The following is a 19,637-nucleotide window of genomic DNA, read 5'->3' on the forward strand; positions in this document are numbered from 1 at the left end:
CGGATGCGCATCCGCAATGACCGGATCCAGGACGAGCCCCACATCGATCTGGTTCCCCTGATCGATGTGATCCTCGTCCTGATCATCTTCTTCGTGGTCACCACCACCTTCGATGCGCGCTCGACGCTGCAGCTGCAGCTGCCGACCGCGAGCCAGCAGGACACCACCGAGCCGCCGCGTTCGCTGAGCGTGCTGGTCAATGCCGAAGGGCGTTACTTCATCAACGACCAGGAAGTGCTGCGTACCGACGTGGAGTCGGTCAAGCAGACGATCGCCGCCGTGGCCGGCAGTGATCGCGAACAGACCGTGCTGTTGCGCGCCGACGCGCGTACGCCTTACCAGGCTGTCGTCACTGCCCAGGATGCCCTGGGCCAGCTGGGCTTCCGCCGCATCGCCATCGCTACCGCGCCGGAGGTGCGTCCATGAGCAAGAAACATTCTCCCGTCTGGCCGATCTACAAGCGCCTGCTCGGGTATACCGGTGCCTATTGGGTGTTCATGGTCGCCGCCGTGGTCGCGATGGTGGTCGAAGCTCTGGCCGGCTACAGCTTCACCAAGCTGATGGAGCCGCTGGTCAACCGGGGATTCGTCAACCCGGAGCCGCGCATGGCGGTGATCCTGCCGCTGACCATCCTCGGGTTGTTCATGATGCGCAGCCTGGCCACCCTGGTCAGCGACTACGCGCTTGCCCGCACCGGGCGCAGCGTGGTGCGCGACCTGCGTGAGCAGGTGCTGGAGAAGTACCTGCATCTGCCGTCCTCGCATTTCGATGCCGAAGCCACGCCGGTGATGGTCAGCCGCCTGAACTTCGATACCGAGCAGGTCACCCAGGCCAGCGCCGATGCGCTCAAGACCCTGGTGGCCGATACCCTCACCATCATCGCCATGCTGGTGGTGATGCTGCAGATGAGCGTCAAGGTCACGATGGCGATGCTGGTCGTGGTGCCGCTGATCGGCGTGATCGTCTCGGTCGTCGGCAAGCGTTACCGCCGCATCAGCCGGGGCATCCAGGACGGCATGGGCGGCATGGCGCAGACCGCCGAACAGTCGTTGGCCGCGCAGCAGGAAGTGAAGGTGCATGGCACCCAGGCGCACGAGATCTCGCGCTATTCGCGTCTGGCGAACCGCATGCTCGGCCTGAACATGAAGGTGGAAACCACGCGCGCGCTGGCCTCCAGCACGGTGCAGTTCCTGGCCGCGCTGGCGCTGGCGGTGATCGTGTGGGTCTCCACCCGTGAGGCGCTGGCCGGCAAGCTCAACGCAGGCCAGTTCATGGGCCTGATGACCTCGATGATGGCGATCATTCCCTCGCTGCGTCGCCTGACCAGCGTGCAGACCTCGATCTCGCGCGGCGTGGCTGCAGCCGAGCGCCTGTTCGGGATTCTGGACATGCCGGTCGAGCGCGACGAAGGCATCCAGCGGATCGGTCGCGCGCGTGGCGAGCTTGCGTTCGAACACGTGATGCTGCGCTACCGCGAGGACACCGGCATCGCGCTGGATGACATCAGTTTCGTGGCCAAGCCGGGCACGGTGACGGCGATCGTCGGCCGCTCCGGCAGCGGCAAGACCAGCCTGATCCGCTTGGTGCCGCGCTTCTACGAACCCAGCGGTGGCCGCATCACGCTCGATGGCGTGGCGTTGGATGATTATCCATTGGCCGATCTGCGCCGCCAGGTCGCGATGGTCGGGCAGAAGGTGATGCTGTTCGATGACACCGTGGGCGCCAACATCGCCTACGGCATGGACGCCACCGAAGAACAGATCCGCGCGGCGGCCGAAGCGGCCAATGCCTGGGAGTTCATCGCGCGCATGCCGCAGCAGCTGCAGACGCCGGTCGGCGAGAACGGTGCGCTGCTCTCCGGCGGCCAGCGCCAGCGTCTGGCGATCGCCCGCGCGATTCTGCGCGACGCGCCGATCCTGATCCTGGATGAAGCCACCGCCGCGCTCGACAACGAATCCGAGCGCCTGGTGCAGGATGCCCTGCAGCGCCTGATGCCCGAGCGCACCACGCTGGTGATCGCGCACCGGTTGTCCACCATCGAGCATGCCGACCAGGTGCTGGTGATGGACCACGGCCGCATCGTCGAACGTGGCACGCACACTGAACTGCTGGCGCTGGGTGGCCTGTATGAGCACCTGCACAAGATGCAGTTCCGCGAAAGGCAGCCTTGATGGCCGGCAAGGGTACGCACACGCCGTCGTACTGGTATGACGGCACCGCGATTCCGTTCCTGGCACGCCTGGCGTCGCCGCTGTACGGCGCGGCCATCGCGCTGCGGCGGATGGCGTATCGCCGCCGCTGGCTGAAGCGGCATCCGCTGCCGGTGCCGGTGGTGGTGGTCGGCAACATCACCGCCGGCGGTACCGGCAAGACCCCGCTGACGATCGCGCTGGTCAACCGGCTGCGCGAGGCCGGCTGGAAGCCGGGCGTTGCCAGCCGTGGCTATGGCCGCGAGGACGCGGGCACGCCACGCTGGGTGCTGGCCACGACCGATACCGCGATCGGCGGCGACGAGCCGGTGCTGATCGCCTGGAAAACCGGCGTGCCGGTCCGGGTGGATGCGGACCGTGTCGCGGCCGGCAAGGCACTGGTCGAGGCGGGCTGCGACATCATCGTCTGCGACGACGGCCTGCAGCATTACCGGTTGGCGCGTGACATCGAGATCGACGTGGTCGACGCCCAGCGTCGCTACGGCAATGGCCGGCTGATTCCGGCCGGGCCGCTGCGCGAGCCGGCCAGCCGTGCGCGCGACTGCGACTTCCGGGTGGTCAACATGGGCCAGGCCAGCGATGGCACCGAAGCGCAGACCGCCTGCGGTTTCGGCGAATGGCCGATGCAGCTGCGCATCGACAGCGCCCAGCCGCTGCAGGGCGGCCGCGCGCGGCGCCTCGCGCATTTCCAGGGGCAGCGCGTGCACGCGGTGGCCGGTATCGCCAACCCGCAGCGCTTCTTCGACATGCTGCGTGCGCATCGCATCGGCGTGGTGCCGCATGCCTTCGCCGATCACCATGCCTACCAGCCGGCCGATCTGCGTTTCGGCAGCGAACTGCCGGTGCTGATGACCGAGAAAGATGCGGTCAAGTGCAAGGCCTTCGCGACCGAATGGCACTTCGCCGTGCCGCTGTCGGCCGAACTGCCGGCGGCGTTCTGGATCACGCTGCTGGACCGCGTCGAGAAACTCGGCAAGCGTTGACGGGCCCGGTGCCGCGTGCGGCACACTGAGGCCCTGACTGCATTCCTTCCGTACAGGTCGTCCCCCATGAGCGCTTCCGTCGAGTTCGTCGTCGCCATTCCCGCCCGTTACGCCGCATCGCGGCTGCCGGGCAAGCCACTGCGTCTGCTCGGCGGTGAGCCGCTGGTGCTGCGCGTGGCGCAACGCGCCCTGCTTGCCGGTGCGCGCGAAGTCTGGGTCGCCACCGATGATCAGCGCATCGCCGATGCCCTGCAGGGGCTGGCCGAGGTGCGCGTGGCGATGACCTCCACCGCGCATGCGTCCGGCACCGATCGCCTGGCCGAGTGCGCAACGCAGGCCGGCTGGGCGGATGACACGGTGGTGGTGAACCTGCAGGGCGATGAGCCGTTCGCCCCGGCCGAGGGCATCCGCGCAGTGGCCGAAGCCCTGGTCTACAGCGGTGCGGAGATGTCCACGCTGGCCACCCCGGTCGAGGACACCGAAACCCTGTTCGACCCGAACGTGGTCAAGGTCGTGCGCAGGCAGAACCTGGACGCGCTCTACTTCAGCCGTGCACCGATCCCGTGGCACCGCGATGCGTTCGCGCGCTCGCGCGACACCCTGGCCGGCCCGCACTGGCTGCGCCATATCGGCATCTACGGCTACCGCGCCGGCTTCCTGCGCCAGTTCGCTGCGTTGCCGCCCGGCACGCTGGAGCAGCTGGAATCGCTGGAGCAGCTGCGCGTGCTGGAAGCGGGGCACCGCATCAGCGTGGCGCTGACCCCGTCCGAGTTCCCGCCCGGCATCGATACGCCGGAGGATCTGGAGCGCGCAGAGGCATGGTGGGCCGCGCACCCGTGACCGGGGCGGTCGTCCGCCGCGGCGACCTCCGCCGCACGCCGATGGACCACCGGATGACCGTGGCACGACGGATGCATGACGCCGAGTCCGGCATAATCGGGGCATGAACGTCCAGCCCGTCCAGGATCTGCCCGAATTCGCCACCTGGCTCAACGCCCCGCCGACCACCCTCGCCGAGCTGCAGGGACGGCCGGTGGTGCTGGCCTTCGTCAATGCCGCCTCGGTGTGGTGCGCGCAGCGGCTGGCCGAGCTGGCCCAGTGGCAGTCGCGCAACCCGGGCAAGCTGCAGCTGCTGGTGCTGCAGGTGCCGCGGTTCGATGGCGAGCGCGATCCCGCGCAGTCGCTGAAACTGCTCCGGCGCCAGGGCCTGAACGCCCCGGCCCTGCTGGATGCGGAGTGGGACGGCTGGCGCCGCTTCGGCGTGACCGCATGGCCGACCCTGGTCCTGCTGGATGCCCAGGGGCGCGAGCGCGAACGGATGGTCGGCCTCGGCGGCGAACTGGACCGCGCCCTCACGGCCCTCTGCGAAGGCAGCGCGCGGCCGTCCGATGACGACCTGCACGGTGCCCGCGAACTGAGCCCCGAGCCGCGCCTCGCGCTGCGCTTCCCGACCGGGCTGGCGGTGACCACCGAGCGCCTGTACATCGCCGATACCGGCCATCACCGCGTGCTGGAATGCAGCCACGGTGGCCGCGTGCTGCGCCAGTTCGGCATGGGCACCGCCGATTTCATGGACGGGGGTCAGGCCGAAGCGGCCTTCCACCACCCGCAGGGCCTCGCGCTGGAGCGCGAATGGCTGTACGTCGCCGACACCGGCAACCATGCGTTGCGCCGCATCCATCTGCTGTCCGGCCAGGTCGATACGCTGTGCGGCACCGGCCGCCCCGGCGAGCCGATCGAAGGGCCGGTAGCCGATCCGCGCCGTACCGCGCTCAACCACCCGCAGGGCCTGGCGGTCGCCGACAACCAGATCCATATCGCGATGGCCGGCGACAACCGCATCTGGACCTATCACCTCGGCCAGCGCAGCCTGCAGTGGCGCGCCGGCAGCGGCGCGATCGACGCGCGCGACGGTAGCGGTCATCTGGCCGCGTTCGCGCAGCCGTGCTCGGTCGCGGCGGTCCAGCAGGTGCTGTACGTCTGCGATGCGCTCGGCTCGTCGATCCGCGCCATGCAGCTGCGCGGCGACCTGGTGCAGACACTGGTCGGGCAGGGCCTGTGGACCTTCGGCGAACAGGATGGCCCGCGTGCCTCGGCACTGCTCCAGTATCCGCAGGCGATCGCGCTGAGTCCGGATGCCCCGTTGCTGTGGATCGCCGATGCCGGCAACGGCCGTCTGCGCACGCTGCGCCTCGGCGGGGGCGAGCTGAGCACGCTGGAGTTGCCGCGCCGCCTGCATGGCCCGGCCGGCCTGGCGCTGGGCGGCGGTGCGGTCTGGATCGCGGAAACCGACGCCCATGCCGTCCTCCGTTTCGACCCCGTCAGTGGTGTCCTGAGCGACGTGCCGATCAACGAATGACTGTTTCTTCCGCCCCCGCCTTCGATGGCAAGGCATTTGCGGCCCACCTGAGCACCGCCCCCGGCGTGTACCGCATGTACGCTGCCGACGACACCCTGCTGTACGTCGGCAAGGCGCGTGCGCTGCGCAATCGCGTGGGCAGTTATTTCAACGGCACGCCCAAGACCACGCGGATCATGTCGATGCTGTCGCAGGTCGCGCGCATGGACGTGACCGTGACCCGCTCGGAAGCCGAGGCGCTGCTGCTGGAAAACCAGCTGATCAAGTCGCTCTCGCCGCGCTACAACGTCTCCCTGCGCGACGACAAGACCTACCCGCACGTGCTGCTGACCCGGGAGCAATGGCCGCGCATCGCGCTGCACCGTGGCCCGCGCGCCGTGCCGGGGCGGTACTTCGGGCCGTACCCGGGTGTCACCGCGGTGCGCGAAACGCTCAACCTGATGCACAAGCTGTTCAAGCTGCGCAGCTGCGAAGACAGCGTATTCCGCAACCGCTCGCGGCCCTGCCTGCAATACCAGATCGGCCGCTGCAGCGCGCCGTGCGTGGACCTGGTGGCGCCGGAGGACTATGCCGAATCCGTGCGCCGCGCCTCGATGTTCCTGGAAGGCAAGAGCGACCAGCTCGCGCGCGAGCTCGGCACCCAGATGCAGACCGCCAGCGAAGCACTGGAGTTCGAGCAGGCCGCGCGCCTGCGTGATCTGATCGCCTCGCTGCGCAGCATGCAGACCCGTCAGTACGTGGACGGCCGTGCCGCCGACCTGGACGTGCTCGCCTGCGCCACCCAGGGCGCCAGTGCCTGTGTGCTGCTGCTGGCCTTCCGTGATGGCCGCAACATGGGCACGCGGCCGTTCTTCCCGCGCACCAATGGCGAAGAGAGCGCCGACGAAGTGCTGGGCGCGTTCGTATCCCAGTATTACGCCGAGCACGCCCCTCCGCGCGAGATCCTGCTCGACCGCGAGATTCCCGATGCCAGCCTGATCGAATCGGCGCTGAGTGCTTCCGCCGAGCACAAGGTGCAGCTGCGGTGGAATGTCCGTGGCGAGCGCGCCGGGTATGTGGAGCTGGCCGCGCGCAATGCGCAGATCACCCTGGTCACCGAACTGGGCAGCCGCACCGCGCAGCACGCGCGCAGCGAAGACCTGCGCCAGATGCTCGGTCTCACCGAGCAGGTCAAGCGGGTGGAGTGTTTCGACATCAGCCATACCATGGGCGAAGCCACCGTGGCCTCGTGCGTGGTGTTCGATGCGGCGGGCCCGGTGCGCAGCCAGTACCGCCGCTTCAACATCAGCGGGATCGAACCGGGCGATGACTATGCCGCCATGCGCCAGGCGATCGAGCGGCGCTTCCGCCGTGCGGTCGAAGAGGATGGCGTGCTGCCCGATCTGCTGTTGATCGATGGTGGCGCCGGCCAGTTGGCCCAGGCGCAGGCCGCGCTGGCCGATCTGGGCGTGGAAGGGGTGATGCTGGTCGGCGTGGCCAAGGGCGTGGAGCGCAGGGCAGGGCATGAAGCCCTGGTCATGCCGGACGGCCGCGAGCTGCGCCCGGGTGCGGCCTCACCGGCGCTGCAGTTCATCCAGCAGGTGCGCGACGAGGCCCATCGCTTCGCCATCACCGGCCACCGCGGGCGCCGCCAGAAGGCCCGCATGACCAGCAAACTCGAAGATATCCCCGGCATCGGCCCGCGCCGGCGTGCCAGCCTGCTCAAACATTTCGGCGGCCTGGTCGGCCTGAAAGCCGCCGGCGAAGCGGAAATCGCGAAGGTGGAAGGCATCAATGACGCCCTCGCTGCGCGTATCTACGCTAACCTTCATGGACTGCCCACGCCCGACGCGGCGGGCGAGTAGAGAGACGCAATGAAGTTGACCCTCCCCACCTGGCTGACCCTGCTGCGGATCGTGATGATCCCCGTGCTGGTGCTGGTGTTCTATCTCCCCTACAAGTGGACGAATTTCGCCTCCGCGGCGATCTTCGGCCTGGCCGCGCTCACCGACTGGCTCGACGGCTGGATCGCCCGCCGCTATGACCTGCAGTCCGCGTTCGGCGCGTTCCTGGATCCGGTCGCGGACAAGCTGATGGTGGCGGTGGCGCTGTTCCTGATCGTGCAGGGCCATCCCACGGCGTGGATGGCGGTCTGGGCGGCGGTGATCGTCGGCCGTGAAATCGCCGTCTCCGCACTGCGCGAATGGATGGCGGAAATCGGCCAGCGCGCCAAGGTGCGCGTGGCCGTGATCGGCAAGGTGAAAACCACCGCGCAGATGGTCGCGCTGCTGTGCCTGCTGTATTCGGTCGCACCGCACACCCCGATGCAGGACATCTGGATGGGCATCCAGGTCTTCCATATCGGCGACTGGACCCTGGCGATCGCCTCGATCCTGACGCTGTGGTCGGGCCTGCAGTACCTGCACGCGGCCTGGCCGAGCCTGCGCGAAGACGAGCGCCTCGCGCGTGAGAGCGCCAAGGCGAAAAAGAATGCGTAAAGGGCTGTTGACAGCCCCGCATTTGGCTGTAGAATTTCGCCTCCCAAGCGGGAATAGCTCAGTTGGTAGAGCGCAACCTTGCCAAGGTTGAGGTCGCGAGTTCGAGTCTCGTTTCCCGCTCCAGATACTGTTTCCATCGCGATCCGTCGCGAACGGAAACGCCGAAAAAAGCGACCTTCCGGGTCGCTTTTTTCGTATGCGCGTGTCTGCGGTCAGTGGCGCGTTCCGATCCGGACGTTGCACCACGTGCGGATGTTCCCGCGGTCGAACCCGGGACAGCTGTTTTCGATGGGCAGGTACACGTAGAGCGCCTGCTCCGTGTGCACGAAGTGGTAATAGTTCGTGCGGTCCTTGCCGTACAGCCAATAGTTCGATGAGCCCGGGTTGATGACGTAGGGCTCGAACGAGAGGATCGAGGATTCGGCCGGGATCACGTTGCTCCTGTCGGTCAGCATCATCCAGGCATTGGAGAAGACGTGGGTGGTCGCGCCGACGATGGCGAGGGCGCCGATCAGGGCGGCGATGGCGAGGCTGGCAATGCGGAGAGGGCGTGGCATGCGGTGATTCATGGATTGACCGGGGAGGGGCAGGGCAAGCCCGGCAAGCGCCCCGGGGCGGCCCGGCGCAACGCACGGAAATGCGGCGAAAAGGATGTTGACGACGTGAAGGAATTCCGACAGAATAGCGCTCCTTCGACGCAGGTCGAGGGGCCGACAGCCTCCAGCGCCCCAGGGTGCGGTGCGGTCGGGGCAAGCGAAAGTCTGCGGGAATAGCTCAGTTGGTAGAGCGCAACCTTGCCAAGGTTGAGGTCGCGAGTTCGAGTCTCGTTTCCCGCTCCAGATTTCGACAGGGCCCCCTTGGGGCCTTGTTTTTCTCCGCGGTGGCACGCGGGCATCCGGTCCGGCAGCATCGACCGGGATGTGAAAAAAGGTGTGAAAAAGCTGGCGTGTTTCGAGTGGTTTCGGTAACATGCACGCTTGATTTTGCGGGAATAGCTCAGTTGGTAGAGCGCAACCTTGCCAAGGTTGAGGTCGCGAGTTCGAGTCTCGTTTCCCGCTCCAAATCCTGACCAGGCCCCGTTCTCGGGGTCTTGTTTTATCGGGGCACGCAACACGCCTTCGATGATCGTAGGGTCACCGGCCTGGTGGCAGAGTGGTCATGCAGCGGACTGCAAATCCGCGTACGCCGGTTCAATTCCGACCCAGGCCTCCAAATAGAAACAAGCCCAGAGCCCGCGAAAGCGGGCTTTGTGCGTTGTGGGGGCTCCATTCAGTTTCGGGCGCGAGAGCCGACGGGGCCTACACAGTGGGCTTCGTATGCTGCGGCCGTCCACATTGGCAGCCTTATGCAGACACAAAAAGCGCGCGTAGCGACCGGGATCGAAGGGCTCGACAGCATTCTGGGCGGAGGCTTCCCCCAGGGGCGGTTGTATCTGCTCGAGGGGCCCCCCGGATCGGGCAAGACCACACTGTCCCTGCAGTTCCTGCTGCATGGATTGAGCAAGGGAGAGCGCTGCCTGTACATCACGCTCTCGGAAACGGCTGACGAACTGCGCGAAGTCGCGCATGCCCACGGCTGGTCGCTGGAGGGGCTGGAGCTGTTCGAGCTCGCCTCGGCCGAAGAGGCCCTCGGCGACGGCCGCATGCAGTCCGTGCTGCATCCCTGGGAGGTGGAGCTGGACGAAACGGTCAAGCTGATCCTGGGTGAGGTCGAGCGCATCAAACCGCACCGTGTGGTCTTCGATTCATTGTCCGAACTGCGGCTGCTGGCGCAGGATCCGCTGCGTTACCGGCGCCAGATTCTCTCGCTGAAGCAGTTCTTCGCGCCGAAGAGCGCGACGGTGGTGCTGGTCGATGACATGACCGCTTCCGGTGAAGAGCGCGATGGCCAGCTGCACAGCCTGTGTCATGGCGTGGTGTCGCTGGAGCGCTTGACGCTGGATTTCGGTCCGGCACGTCGCCGGATGCACGTGCAGAAACTGCGCGGGGTGAACTTCACCGCCGGCTACCATGACATGGTCATCCGCGAAGGCGGCCTGGAGGTGTTCCCGCGATTGATCGCCTCCGACCACCACGCGAAGTTCCTGGGGACGCCCATCAGCAGTGGCGTGGCCGGAATCGACAGCCTGCTCGGAGGTGGCCCGCTGCGGGGTACCAGCACCCTGCTGACCGGCCCGGCCGGCAGCGGCAAGACCAACGTGGCGCTGCAGTATGTCTGGGCTGCCTGCGAGCGCGGCGAGCACTGCTGCATCTTCGAGTTCGATGAACGCATCGGCACCCTGCTGGCCCGCGCGGAGTTGCTGGACATTGATCTCAGCAAGCATCTCGAGTCGGGACTGCTGGAAATCCAGCAGGTCGATCCGGCGGAAATCTCGCCCGGCGAGTTCGCCTGGAACATGCGGCGTGCGGTCGAGGAGAGGCAGTGTCGCGTGCTGGTGATCGACAGCCTCAACGGCTATGTCACCGCGATGCCGCAGGAAAAGCAGCTCATGCTGCAGCTGCACGAGATGCTCTCCTACCTCAACCAGAAGGGCGTCGTGACCGTCCTGATCAATCCGCAACATGGCCTGGTCGGAACGATGTCGACGGGCAACCTCGATGTCTCCTACATCGCCGACTCGGTCGTGCTGTTCCGTTTCTTCGAATCGCAGGGCCGCATCCGCAAGGCGATCTCGGTCATCAAGAACCGCGGTGGTGCGCACGAGAACACGATCCGGGAGTTGAAGATCGACGGCAAGGGCATTTCGCTCAGTGCGCCCCTCGACGAATTCAAGGGCATCCTGACCGGCACGCCGGAGTTCGTGGGCGACACGGCGCATCTGCTTGGTCTTGCCCGTGCAGAATGAGGGCGTGTCCGGCGCCGTCCACATCTTTGCGCCGTTCGGGCACGATGCGCAGAGCATCGCCTCCGTGCTCGATGCCTCCGGGCTGACAACCACGGTCCATGACAGCCTGGCGCGGCTGGCCGACGCACTCGATGATGACGTCGGCGCGGTGGTCGTCACCGAGGAGGCGGTAGCCAAAGGCGCGGGTGCCCTGTTGGAGCCCTTGGCCCGGCAGCCCTCCTGGTCGGACATCCCCTTCATCCTGTTGCGCTCGCCGCGTTCGCAGAAGCGCCCGTTGGCGGGTCCCGGCCTGCCGCTGGCGATCAACATCATCGAGCTGGATCGGCCGTTGGGGCGCAGCTCGCTGCTCAGTTCGGTGCAGAGTGCGCTGAGGGCGCGCGACAAGCAGTTCCTGGTGCGTGACCAGATGCGCGCCCTGGCCGACGGGCGCGCCGCACTGGAGCGCAGCGAAGCCGAACTGCGCCTGGTGGCCGATGCCATGCCGGTGCTTATCGCCTTCATCGACCGCGACCTGTACTACCGCTTCGCGAACAAGGCCTATGAGGCCTGGTTCGAGCGGCCGGTAGCGGAGGTGATCGGCAAGCGCGTGCCGGAGGTGTTCGGGCAGGACGTGTGGACCAGCCGCCGGCCGCTGATCGAGCGCGCGCTGGCGGGAGAACACATCGTGTTCGAAGCCAACTGGCCGTTCAGTGACGGCCGCCGACGCGACAGTGAAATCCGCTACTCGCCGCGTTTCAATGCGGAAGGCGCGCCGGACGGTTTCCATGTGTTCGTCACCGATATCACCGCGTCCAAACTGGCCCTGGAGACCAGCCAACAGCACGCGCTGGACCTCGAGGCGATGGTGGCCGAGCGCACCGCCGAACTGGAGCGCCAGATGGCCGCGCGCGAGGCCAGTGAAGCCGCCCTGCGCCAGTCGCAGAAAATGGACGCGATCGGGCAGTTGACCGGCGGTATCGCGCACGACTTCAACAACATGCTGACCGGCATCCTGTCCTCGCTGGATATCGTACGCATGCGCCTGGACATGGGGCGCATGGATGGGCTGGAGCGCTTCCTGGATGCGGCGACCGCCTCCAGCCAGCGTGCGGCGGCGCTCACCCAGCGGCTGCTGGCATTCTCGCGCCGGCAATCGCTGGATTCCAGGACGGTGGAAATCAACGAGCTGGTCGGTTCGGTGCAGCACTTGCTGCGCAGTACCCTGGGTGAAACGATCCGCATCCAGATGGCCATCAGCGAGACGCCGCTGCGCGCGAACCTGGACAGCAACCAGTTCGAAAGCGCGCTGCTGAATCTGGCCATCAATGCGCGTGACGCGATGCCCGATGGCGGCGAGTTGCAGCTGCGCACGTTGCACATCCACGTCGCCGACGGCGAGTTGCCGACCATTCCGACCGGCGAGTACGCCGTGGTGTCCGTCGCCGATTCCGGTACCGGCATGCCCCCGGAAGTGGTGGAGCGCATCTTCGAGCCGTTCTTTACCACCAAGCCGATCGGCAAGGGAACGGGGCTGGGCCTGTCGATGGTCTACGGCTTCATGCAGCAGTCCGGCGGCCATATCACCGTCGACTCCGTCCCGGGGCAGGGCACCACGGTGTCGCTGTTCATGCCGGTGGTCCACGAGGTCACCGAACACGACGACGCCCCCAACGCGCCGCCGGTGTCGCTCGGCGCCGGGCAGTCGATCCTGGTGGTGGAGGATGACGAGCAGGTGCGCATGCTGGTGACCGTGGTGCTGGAGGATCTCGGGTACACCGCGGAGGTGGTCGGCGATGCCGACGGCGCCATCCCGATCCTGGGGTCGTCGAAGAAAATCGACCTCCTGATCACCGATGTCGGGCTGCCGGGCCTCAACGGACGACAACTGGCGGAAATCGCGCGGCAGTCGCGCCCGTCGTTGCCGGTGCTGTTCATGACGGGCTACGCGGAGAAAGCGCAGGAACGTTCGGCGTTTCTCGAGAACGGCATGGCGATGATCGCCAAACCGTTCCTGCTCGATGCCTTCAGTGAGGCGGTCCGCAGTTCGATTGCCCCGCGTCCGTAAGTCGTGTGTGGCCAGCGCACGCGACAGCCCAGCGAAAGAGAAAACGGCTGAATACCTTCGTTTTACGCAGGGTCTGAACGCTTCAGGCAAGCGCTTTATTTAGATACCTGAAAGTGCCAGCATAGTGGTTTGAAATTGTCGGAGTTTACCCATGCCCCTGTGCGCGATCGCGTATGTCAGCGACGTTGCGGGTCCGTTGTCTGCGGCGCATCTCGATGCTCTTGTCGAAGATGCCATCCGCTTCAACAGCCTGGCTGGGGTCACCGGTGTGCTGCTCTGCGATGGCAGTCGGTTCCTGCAGTATTTCGAAGGTCCGGATGATGGCGTGTCTGCGGTGCATGAGCGCGTGCTGCAGGCGCGCAGCCATCGGGCCATCCACAAACTTGGCCATGCACGCGTGCCGCAGCGTTATTTTCCGTACTGGAGCATGCGCTGGCTGGGCGTGGAACCGACCCTGATCGCGGAGTTGTCGGCCGGTGACTGGGAGGCGTTTGCCGATCGCAGCCTGGGCGGCCCGCCGGTGGACAGTGCAATGGAGCGTCTCATGCGGTTCGTCGCACCGCACCTGCCCGAGCGCGCCGGGGTCCAGGAAACCCGCTCGTCCGCCGAGTGAGCGTGCCTCCCGTGAAGTTTTCCGGGGGAGTGAGGCCGGACGGTCACCGATTATCCGCGGGGCCGCCACTGACATATTGCTGTCAATACCGCAGCTGCATGATGCAGATGCGGGCGGGGCGCATTATGAACGGTTCATCATGGCGTCTGCGTTTGCCGGGCGGGTAATTGACTTAATGCAACGACCGTGCAAATTTTAGGTGAACCCGAAGTGAATCCACCCCTGAGGGGGTTTTGTCGTCCCTGAAGCAAGCAAGTCCCACGGAGGTCGTATGGAATACGGCGAACATGACTTGGCTGACGGAGTGCGAACCGAGCTGGAAGCCAGCTACGTGAAACATGGCTGCGGCCCGGAATTCTGGTCCACCTACCAGCGCGTGCTCGAGCGCCTGGTCCCACCGGCGCAGGGCACCGCGCGAACCCGTGTCACCAATGAGCTGGCGTTGATCATCGAACAGTTGGGGATCGTGCGGCGGGCGCAGTTGGTGCCGCCGCGCACTGCGCGGGCACGCGCACGCTGAGACCGGGTCGGGGGAGCGGGAATCAGCAGGGGAAACACCGCCAGCGCGGCGCTACGACACGTGATGAAGACCGATACCCAACAGCGCCAGCAGCGTGCCGGCCGCGGCGAGCGTGCGCGGGCGCAGCCAGCGCGCGGGACGTTGCTGCATGGCCGCCGTGCTGGTGTACCGGATCAGGCCGATCGGGAACTGCGCCGCGCGCATCCGTGCATCGCAGGCATCCTGGCAGTCGCCACAGCCGATGCAGTCCGCGTGTGGCCCGGCACGCACGTCCAGCGCCATCGGACAGACGCGGACACAGGCGCCGCAATCCAGGCAATCCCCCAGGCGGTCGGCGCTGAAACGCGGCATCGGGCCGGCGATGTCTTCATGCGCGGCGCGGAAGGCGTAATCGCTGGCGCTGGTGGGGTCGAGCAGCCCGCGGCCACGCGCCTCGACACCGCCCAACCCCGGCACGCGCGCTCCACGTGGTTCGCCGCGGCGCGCGTGGTAATGCACCCGCGGGGTGTCGCCGTCGCAGAACATGCCGTGGATGCGCGCATACGGGCACAGCTCGCGGCAGACATGCTCGCGCAGGAAACCGGCATTGCCCCAAGTGGCCGCCGCATAGAACACGATCCAGAAGGTTTCCCATCCGCTCCACAGCGGCGGCCATGACGTGGCGACCAGCCCGTGGATCGGACTGAAGAAGCCGACGAAGGTGATACCGGTCCATGCCGCCACCAGCATCCACGCCAGGTGCTTGATGGCGCGCGCCGCACCCGCGGCCGGCACCCGGCGCGCAATGCCCTGTTCGATCCAGCGGAACAGCCGGCTCCACAGGGTCTGTGGGCAGCCGTAGCCGCACCACACCCGCCCGGCCAGGTTGGTGACCAGTACCAGCGCGGTGCCGAGCACGGCGGCCAGCCCCAACAGCAGACCCACGTCCTGCGGCCAGAGCGTCCAGCCGAACAGATCGAAGCGGCGCGCGGTCAGGTCGAACAGCAGCGCCTGGCGGCCGTCCCAGCGCAGCCACGGCAGCGCGTAGAACCCGGCCAGCAGCAGCGCGGACAACAGCGGACGCCAGCGCAGCGGCGTGTGCGGCTGTGCTGGCGGGGAGGCCGGCGGGGTATCGACCAGGTGCAGGGTCAGGCGATTGGACATGGTCACCCCAGCGGCAGATCGTCGTCGTCGTCGGGCATCGGCCGCAGCAGGTATCCGGTGATCGCACTGGCGGCGGCGGTGACCGCCCAGAACATGAAAAAGCCCAGCGTATAGCCGAGCTCGCGGCTGATCTCATGCTGCGGGAAGCTGATGTCGCGCAGGCGCAATGGGTCGACGAAGGCGAAGAACACCACGCTGGCCAGGCCGGCGGCGACGAAGCTGGGCCACAGGATGGCGCCCCATTGCTGGATCAGCCGTCGGCGGCTGCCGTCGGGCGGGTCGTGCAGGTCGTTCATTGCGGCCACGCTCAGGAGGAGGGGGCAGGGCACGGCTATACTTCGCGCCGACCGGGGGCCGGGATCGCGGGTGCGCGCTTCCTGTCGAGCTCCCAGACTAGAAGGCTTCGCCACCGGCTTCATTGATCCTGATCAAGGCAGAGGCGGACCCTGCCGACGATGCTGGGCGTTGCCGCCCGAGGATGTTCATGGCCGATCCCACCGACAACACGCTGCCGCTCCCGGCGCTGGACCTGTGCAGCGAGGACGAGGTCACCCGCCTGGTGCACGACTTCTACGCGCGAGTGCGCGAGGAGCCGCGCCTGGCGCCGGTGTTCGCGGCACGGATCCACGACTGGGATGCGCACCTGGCCCAGCTGGTCGATTTCTGGTCGGCGATGCTGCGTGGCACGCGTCGCTTCAAAGGCGCGCCGATGCCCAAGCACATGGCCATGGACGAGCTCGACCGCGATCTTTTCGACCGCTGGCTGGCGCTGTTCCGTCAGACCACTGCCGAATGCGGCAACCTGCCGATGCAGCGGCTGGCCGATGATGTCGCCGAGCGCATCGCCGATACGTTCTGGCGCCGCTTCCAGATGCTGCGCTGGCCCAGCCTGCCGATGGCGGGGCGCCCGGGCCTGAATTGATCTGACGCAATGCGCGCGCGCCCATGTACGCGCACGCTGGCGACATGGATACCTTCTCGCCTGCCGCCGCCGGTCTCGCCTGGCACTTCGACCCCGAGCTGCTGCGCCGCCATGATCGGCCCGGCCCGCGCTACACCTCCTATCCGACCGCGCCGCACTTCCATGACGGCTACGATGAATCGGCCCTGCGCGGCGCCATCGTGGACAGCAACCGGCTCGGGCGACCGTTGTCGCTGTACGTCCACGTGCCGTACTGCAGCAGCCCGTGCTTTTACTGCGGTTGCAACCGGGTCATCACCCGTGATCATGGCAAGGGCATCGCCTATGTCGCGCGGGTGCTGAGCGAGGCGGATCTGATGGCGCCGCAGTTCGATCCGGCGCGGGAGGTGATCCAGCTGCACCTCGGCGGCGGCACGCCGAACTTCCTCGCGCCGGCACAGATGCGCGAGCTGATCGAGGGGCTGCGCCAGCGCTTCACGCTGAGCACGGCGGCCTCGCGCGACTTTTCCATCGAGCTCGATCCGCGCTTCGTTACGCGCGCCGACATCGCGGTACTGGCCGAACTGGGCTTCAATCGCGCCAGCCTGGGCGTGCAGGACTTCGATCCCGATGTGCAGAAGGCGATCAACCGCGAGCAGGGCGTGGAAGCCACGCTGGATATCCTGCGTGCCTGCCGCGAGTACGGGTTGCGCTCGGTCAATGTCGATCTGATCTATGGGCTGCCGAAACAGACGCTGGCCGGGTTCGCGCAGACGCTGGAAACGGTGTTGCGCGAGCGGCCGGATCGCCTGGCCGTGTATGGCTACGCGCACCTGCCACATCTGTTCCGCGCGCAGCGCCAGATCGCCGATGCGGATCTGCCCAGCCCCGAACAGAAACTCGCCCTGCTCGGCCTGGCGGTGCAACGGCTCTCCGAGGCGGGGTATCAGTACATCGGCATGGACCACTTCGCGCTGCCGGAGGAAGACCTCTCGCGCGCACAACGGGCGGGTCAACTGCACCGCAACTTCATGGGCTACACCACGCATTCCGATACCGATCTGGTCGGCCTTGGCGCCAGCGCGATCAGCCACATCGGCAACACCTACAGTCAGAATCCGCGCGAGCTGCCGGCCTGGGAAGCGGCGGTGGATGCGGGGCGGCTGCCGGTCTGGCGCGGCCTGGCGCTGGACCCGGACGACGTGCTGCGTGCCGAGCTGATCGGCCAGCTGATGTGCCAGGGCGACGTGGATGGCAGGGCGTTTGCGGCACGGCACGGGGTGGACTTCGAGACGTATTTCGCCGACGGGCTGCGCGCGCTGGCCGCACTGCAGGCCGACGGCCTGGCCGAGTACACGCAGGGCGTGGTGCGGGTCACTGAGCGTGGACGTCCGCTGCTGCGGCTGCTGGCGATGTGTTTCGACCGCTATCTGGCCCAGCCGGACCAGCCGGTGCGGTACTCGCGCGCGATCTGAGCAGGGGCGCATCGGCGCGCGTGCATTCCAAAACCCGGCGTGATCAGGCACCCTATGCGCGCCGTTGCCCGGGTGGCGAAACTGGTAGACGCATCGGACTTAAAATCCGCCGGGGGCAACCCCATGCCGGTTCGATTCCGGCCCCGGGCACCAAGGCTTCTTGGGATCGCGCGCAACGCAAACTTTACGCAGCCGGACGCGCGCCACCGTAGGCTGCGCAGCAACGCTCTCCGGACAGGCCTCATGGCAAACGCAATATGTGCAGGGAAAGCACTGGTGTGGAGCGTCGCGCTGCTGCTTGGCGGCGCCGCCCACGCCCAGGATCCGACGCTGCCGCCGGCGCCGAAGGAAGCTGCGGGCGAGGTGATCGACCTCGCGCCGGTGCTGGTCTCGGGCGAGCAGCCCGGGCCCGGCATGTGGCAGGTCCGCGACGCGCAGGGCCACACCCTGTGGATCCTCGGTACCGTGTCGCCGCTGCCCGCCAAGCTGGAATGGCGCGCCGACGAGGTGCGGGCCGTGATCGCCAGCGCGCAGGAGGTGCTTGGCTCACCCGGCTGGACGCTGGACGCCGATGTGGGTTTCTTCCGCGGACTGACCCTGCTGCCCTCGGCGATGAAGGCCGCGCGTGACCCGGACGGGCGCACGCTGCGCGAGCGCCTGCCACCCGATCTCTACGCGCGCTGGGAGGTACTCAAGCAGCGTCACATCGGACGCGATAAGGGTATCGAGAAGGACCGGCCGCTGGTCGCCGCAGGGGAGCTGTATGCGGCCGCCCTCAAGGATGTCGGCCTGGGGCATTCCTCGCCGGTGTCCAAGGTGGTGGAGAAGGCCAGCAAGGCCCACGGCCTCACAGCGGTATCGACGCGGGTGACGATCAAGATCGCCGACCCGCGGCAAGCGCTCAAGGAAGTACGCGGCACCGCACTGCAGGACGTGGAGTGCTTCCGTCGCACGCTGGACGTGGTCGAACATGGCCTGCCGCTGCTGGCCGAGCGGGCCAATGCCTGGTCGGTTGGCGACATCGCGGCGCTGGAGAGCCTGGCGGTGAAAGGGCAGTACCTGGCCTGCGTGGATGCGGTGGCGACCAGCGAGTTCGGGCGGCGGCGCGGGCTGGCCGACGTCGATGCCCAGGCGCACCGCAAATGCATGGACATGGCCAGCGATGCGCTGCGTCGCAATGCGGTGACCTTCGCCACCGTCCCGGTGACGTCAATGGTCACGCCCGGTGGCTATGCCGATCAACTGCGGGCCCGGGGCTACGAGGTCCTGGTGCCGGAATGAGCGCGATGTCAGGGCGTCTACCCAGTGCGAATGCTTCGTGGCATAGTCAGCTCAAGTTCATCAAGGAAATATTTCATGCCGCTGCATGCGGTCGCTTATGTCAGCGACGCTATCGAAGGAATCGAAACGTCTGATATCGATCAGATTCTGCAGGCAGCAGTGGGATTCAACAAAGTGGCGGGCGTGACCGGCGTGCTGATGTTCGACGGCCAGCGCTTCCTGCAGTACTTCGAAGGGCCGGAGGACGGCGTCGACTCGGTGTTCCAGCGCGTATTCAACGCGCGCATCCATACGAATCTTCGCGAACTCGCGCGTGGTCCGGTGGACACCCGCCATTTCCCTCGCTGGACGATGGCATCGGCAGCGGGCGACCCGTCGGCACTGGCGCGCATCGCCGACGCGCCGTGGCAGGGATTCCAGTCGCGACCTGCGGCTGGCGGCGACACGCTGGCGGGGTTCGGATGTCTGCTCGCTGCCTGGACCGGTGTCTCCGGAGAACTGGAACCGGCGGCAGTGACGCTGGGGTCGTAACGCAAAACAACGCTGGCCGTAACAGAATGATCACGGCTCAGCGCCTAGTATGTTTCTACCAGCTGTGACCAGTCTTGCGGGGTTTGCCCTTGGAGGCTGTCTGAAAGGGTAGTAACCGCAGCTGGACCATTATTCCTTTGGCCGTCGTCCGTACTCTCCGCGGGCGGCGGCTTTGTTCTTTGTGGGGCAGGGTCCGGCGCGTTAGGCTTGCATCACCTGCACCCCCGGTTCCGTAGCGCATGACGTATTCCCTGA

The 19,637-nt window shown here is 66.9% G+C and carries 18 protein-coding genes and 5 tRNA genes; 20 read left to right on the forward strand and 3 right to left on the reverse strand.

Translation table 11 applies throughout. The annotated features are described in order from the left end of the window. Positions 1-3: 3 nt before the first annotated feature. The 8 genes from HH110_RS10250 (at position 4) to HH110_RS10285 (ending at position 8,152) form a co-directional block, all read left to right on the forward strand. A complete protein-coding gene (locus tag HH110_RS10250) occupies positions 4-426 on the forward strand; it encodes a biopolymer transporter ExbD (RefSeq protein ID WP_019183376.1) in 423 nt (140 codons plus the stop codon). Continuing rightward, positions 423-2,171 (forward strand): lipid A export permease/ATP-binding protein MsbA, encoded by a 1,749-nt coding sequence (msbA, locus tag HH110_RS10255; protein WP_176989596.1) that lies wholly within the window; start codon positions 423-425, stop codon positions 2,169-2,171. Before HH110_RS10250 ends, msbA begins: the two co-directional genes overlap by 4 nt. Then, the gene (gene lpxK, locus HH110_RS10260; protein WP_176989597.1) at positions 2,171-3,193 is read left to right on the forward strand and encodes a tetraacyldisaccharide 4'-kinase; all 1,023 of its coding nucleotides are present in this window, start codon (positions 2,171-2,173) and stop codon (positions 3,191-3,193) included. The genes msbA and lpxK overlap by 1 nt, the downstream gene beginning before the upstream one ends. A gap of 66 nt (positions 3,194-3,259) precedes the next feature. Beyond that, the gene (gene kdsB / locus HH110_RS10265) at positions 3,260-4,033 is read left to right on the forward strand and encodes a 3-deoxy-manno-octulosonate cytidylyltransferase (protein ID WP_176989598.1); all 774 of its coding nucleotides are present in this window, start codon (positions 3,260-3,262) and stop codon (positions 4,031-4,033) included. Between the two features lie 103 nt (positions 4,034-4,136). Beyond that, entirely contained in the window at positions 4,137-5,552 is a 1,416-nt protein-coding gene (locus HH110_RS10270; RefSeq protein ID WP_176989599.1) for a hypothetical protein, read from the forward strand. Next, a complete protein-coding gene (uvrC, locus tag HH110_RS10275) occupies positions 5,549-7,396 on the forward strand; it encodes an excinuclease ABC subunit UvrC (RefSeq protein ID WP_176989600.1) in 1,848 nt (615 codons plus the stop codon). Before HH110_RS10270 ends, uvrC begins: the two co-directional genes overlap by 4 nt. Before the next feature lie 9 nt (positions 7,397-7,405). Continuing rightward, positions 7,406-8,029, forward strand: coding sequence for a CDP-diacylglycerol--glycerol-3-phosphate 3-phosphatidyltransferase (gene pgsA, locus HH110_RS10280; protein WP_176989601.1), 624 nt, complete (start codon positions 7,406-7,408; stop codon positions 8,027-8,029). Positions 8,030-8,076: 47 nt separating this feature from the next. Further along, positions 8,077-8,152: transfer RNA gene (locus HH110_RS10285), tRNA-Gly, on the forward strand. Between the two features lie 89 nt (positions 8,153-8,241). Here HH110_RS10285 and HH110_RS10290 read toward each other — a convergent pair. Further along, on the reverse strand, positions 8,242-8,586 hold the full coding sequence (locus tag HH110_RS10290; protein WP_176989602.1) for a hypothetical protein: 345 nt from the start codon (positions 8,584-8,586) through the stop codon (positions 8,242-8,244). 206 nt (positions 8,587-8,792) lie between these two features. Between HH110_RS10290 and HH110_RS10295 the strand changes: the two genes are divergently transcribed. From HH110_RS10295 to HH110_RS10325, 7 genes are all read left to right on the forward strand, one after another. Next, positions 8,793-8,868, forward strand: a tRNA-Gly gene (locus tag HH110_RS10295). A gap of 146 nt (positions 8,869-9,014) precedes the next feature. After that, a tRNA-Gly gene (locus HH110_RS10300) sits at positions 9,015-9,090 on the forward strand. Positions 9,091-9,167: 77 nt separating this feature from the next. Further along, positions 9,168-9,241 (forward strand) — tRNA-Cys (locus tag HH110_RS10305). A gap of 121 nt (positions 9,242-9,362) precedes the next feature. Next, positions 9,363-10,874 (forward strand): ATPase domain-containing protein, encoded by a 1,512-nt coding sequence (locus HH110_RS10310; protein ID WP_342589241.1) that lies wholly within the window; start codon positions 9,363-9,365, stop codon positions 10,872-10,874. A 4-nt stretch (positions 10,875-10,878) separates the two neighbouring features. Beyond that, positions 10,879-12,918 (forward strand): ATP-binding protein, encoded by a 2,040-nt coding sequence (locus tag HH110_RS10315; RefSeq protein ID WP_342589237.1) that lies wholly within the window; start codon positions 10,879-10,881, stop codon positions 12,916-12,918. 151 nt (positions 12,919-13,069) lie between these two features. Further along, complete coding sequence (locus tag HH110_RS10320) at positions 13,070-13,531, forward strand: BLUF domain-containing protein (protein WP_176989605.1); 462 nt, start codon at positions 13,070-13,072, stop codon at positions 13,529-13,531. A 271-nt stretch (positions 13,532-13,802) separates the two neighbouring features. After that, positions 13,803-14,051: a hypothetical protein gene (locus tag HH110_RS10325; protein WP_176989606.1), complete on the forward strand. Its 249-nt coding sequence runs from the start codon at positions 13,803-13,805 to the stop codon at positions 14,049-14,051. 51 nt (positions 14,052-14,102) lie between these two features. On the opposite strand, the gene HH110_RS10330 is transcribed toward HH110_RS10325, so the two are convergent. Together HH110_RS10330 and HH110_RS10335 are read right to left on the reverse strand one after the other, a co-directional pair. Next, positions 14,103-15,194, reverse strand: coding sequence for a 4Fe-4S dicluster domain-containing protein (locus tag HH110_RS10330; protein WP_176989607.1), 1,092 nt, complete (start codon positions 15,192-15,194; stop codon positions 14,103-14,105). A 2-nt stretch (positions 15,195-15,196) separates the two neighbouring features. Next, positions 15,197-15,490, reverse strand: coding sequence for a hypothetical protein (locus HH110_RS10335; RefSeq protein ID WP_176989608.1), 294 nt, complete (start codon positions 15,488-15,490; stop codon positions 15,197-15,199). Between the two features lie 182 nt (positions 15,491-15,672). Between HH110_RS10335 and HH110_RS10340 the strand changes: the two genes are divergently transcribed. The 5 genes from HH110_RS10340 to HH110_RS10360 all read left to right on the forward strand — a co-directional run bounded on the left by HH110_RS10340 (position 15,673) and on the right by HH110_RS10360 (position 19,382). Beyond that, positions 15,673-16,116, forward strand: a complete 444-nt coding sequence (locus HH110_RS10340) for a group III truncated hemoglobin (RefSeq protein WP_176989609.1) — start codon at positions 15,673-15,675, stop codon at positions 16,114-16,116. Positions 16,117-16,160: 44 nt separating this feature from the next. Further along, the gene (gene hemN, locus HH110_RS10345; protein ID WP_176989893.1) at positions 16,161-17,570 is read left to right on the forward strand and encodes an oxygen-independent coproporphyrinogen III oxidase; all 1,410 of its coding nucleotides are present in this window, start codon (positions 16,161-16,163) and stop codon (positions 17,568-17,570) included. A gap of 66 nt (positions 17,571-17,636) precedes the next feature. After that, positions 17,637-17,723: transfer RNA gene (locus HH110_RS10350), tRNA-Leu, on the forward strand. A 90-nt stretch (positions 17,724-17,813) separates the two neighbouring features. After that, positions 17,814-18,851 carry a TraB/GumN family protein gene (locus HH110_RS10355; RefSeq protein ID WP_176989610.1) on the forward strand — a complete coding sequence of 346 codons (1,038 nt, stop codon included), beginning with the start codon at positions 17,814-17,816 and terminating at the stop codon, positions 18,849-18,851. A gap of 75 nt (positions 18,852-18,926) precedes the next feature. Continuing rightward, the gene (locus HH110_RS10360; RefSeq protein ID WP_176989611.1) at positions 18,927-19,382 is read left to right on the forward strand and encodes a BLUF domain-containing protein; all 456 of its coding nucleotides are present in this window, start codon (positions 18,927-18,929) and stop codon (positions 19,380-19,382) included. Positions 19,383-19,637 lie beyond the last annotated feature (255 nt).

It is taken from the genome of Stenotrophomonas sp. SAM-B (assembly GCF_013387485.1).
In the GTDB taxonomy this organism is placed as follows: domain Bacteria; phylum Pseudomonadota; class Gammaproteobacteria; order Xanthomonadales; family Xanthomonadaceae; genus Stenotrophomonas; species Stenotrophomonas maltophilia_AA.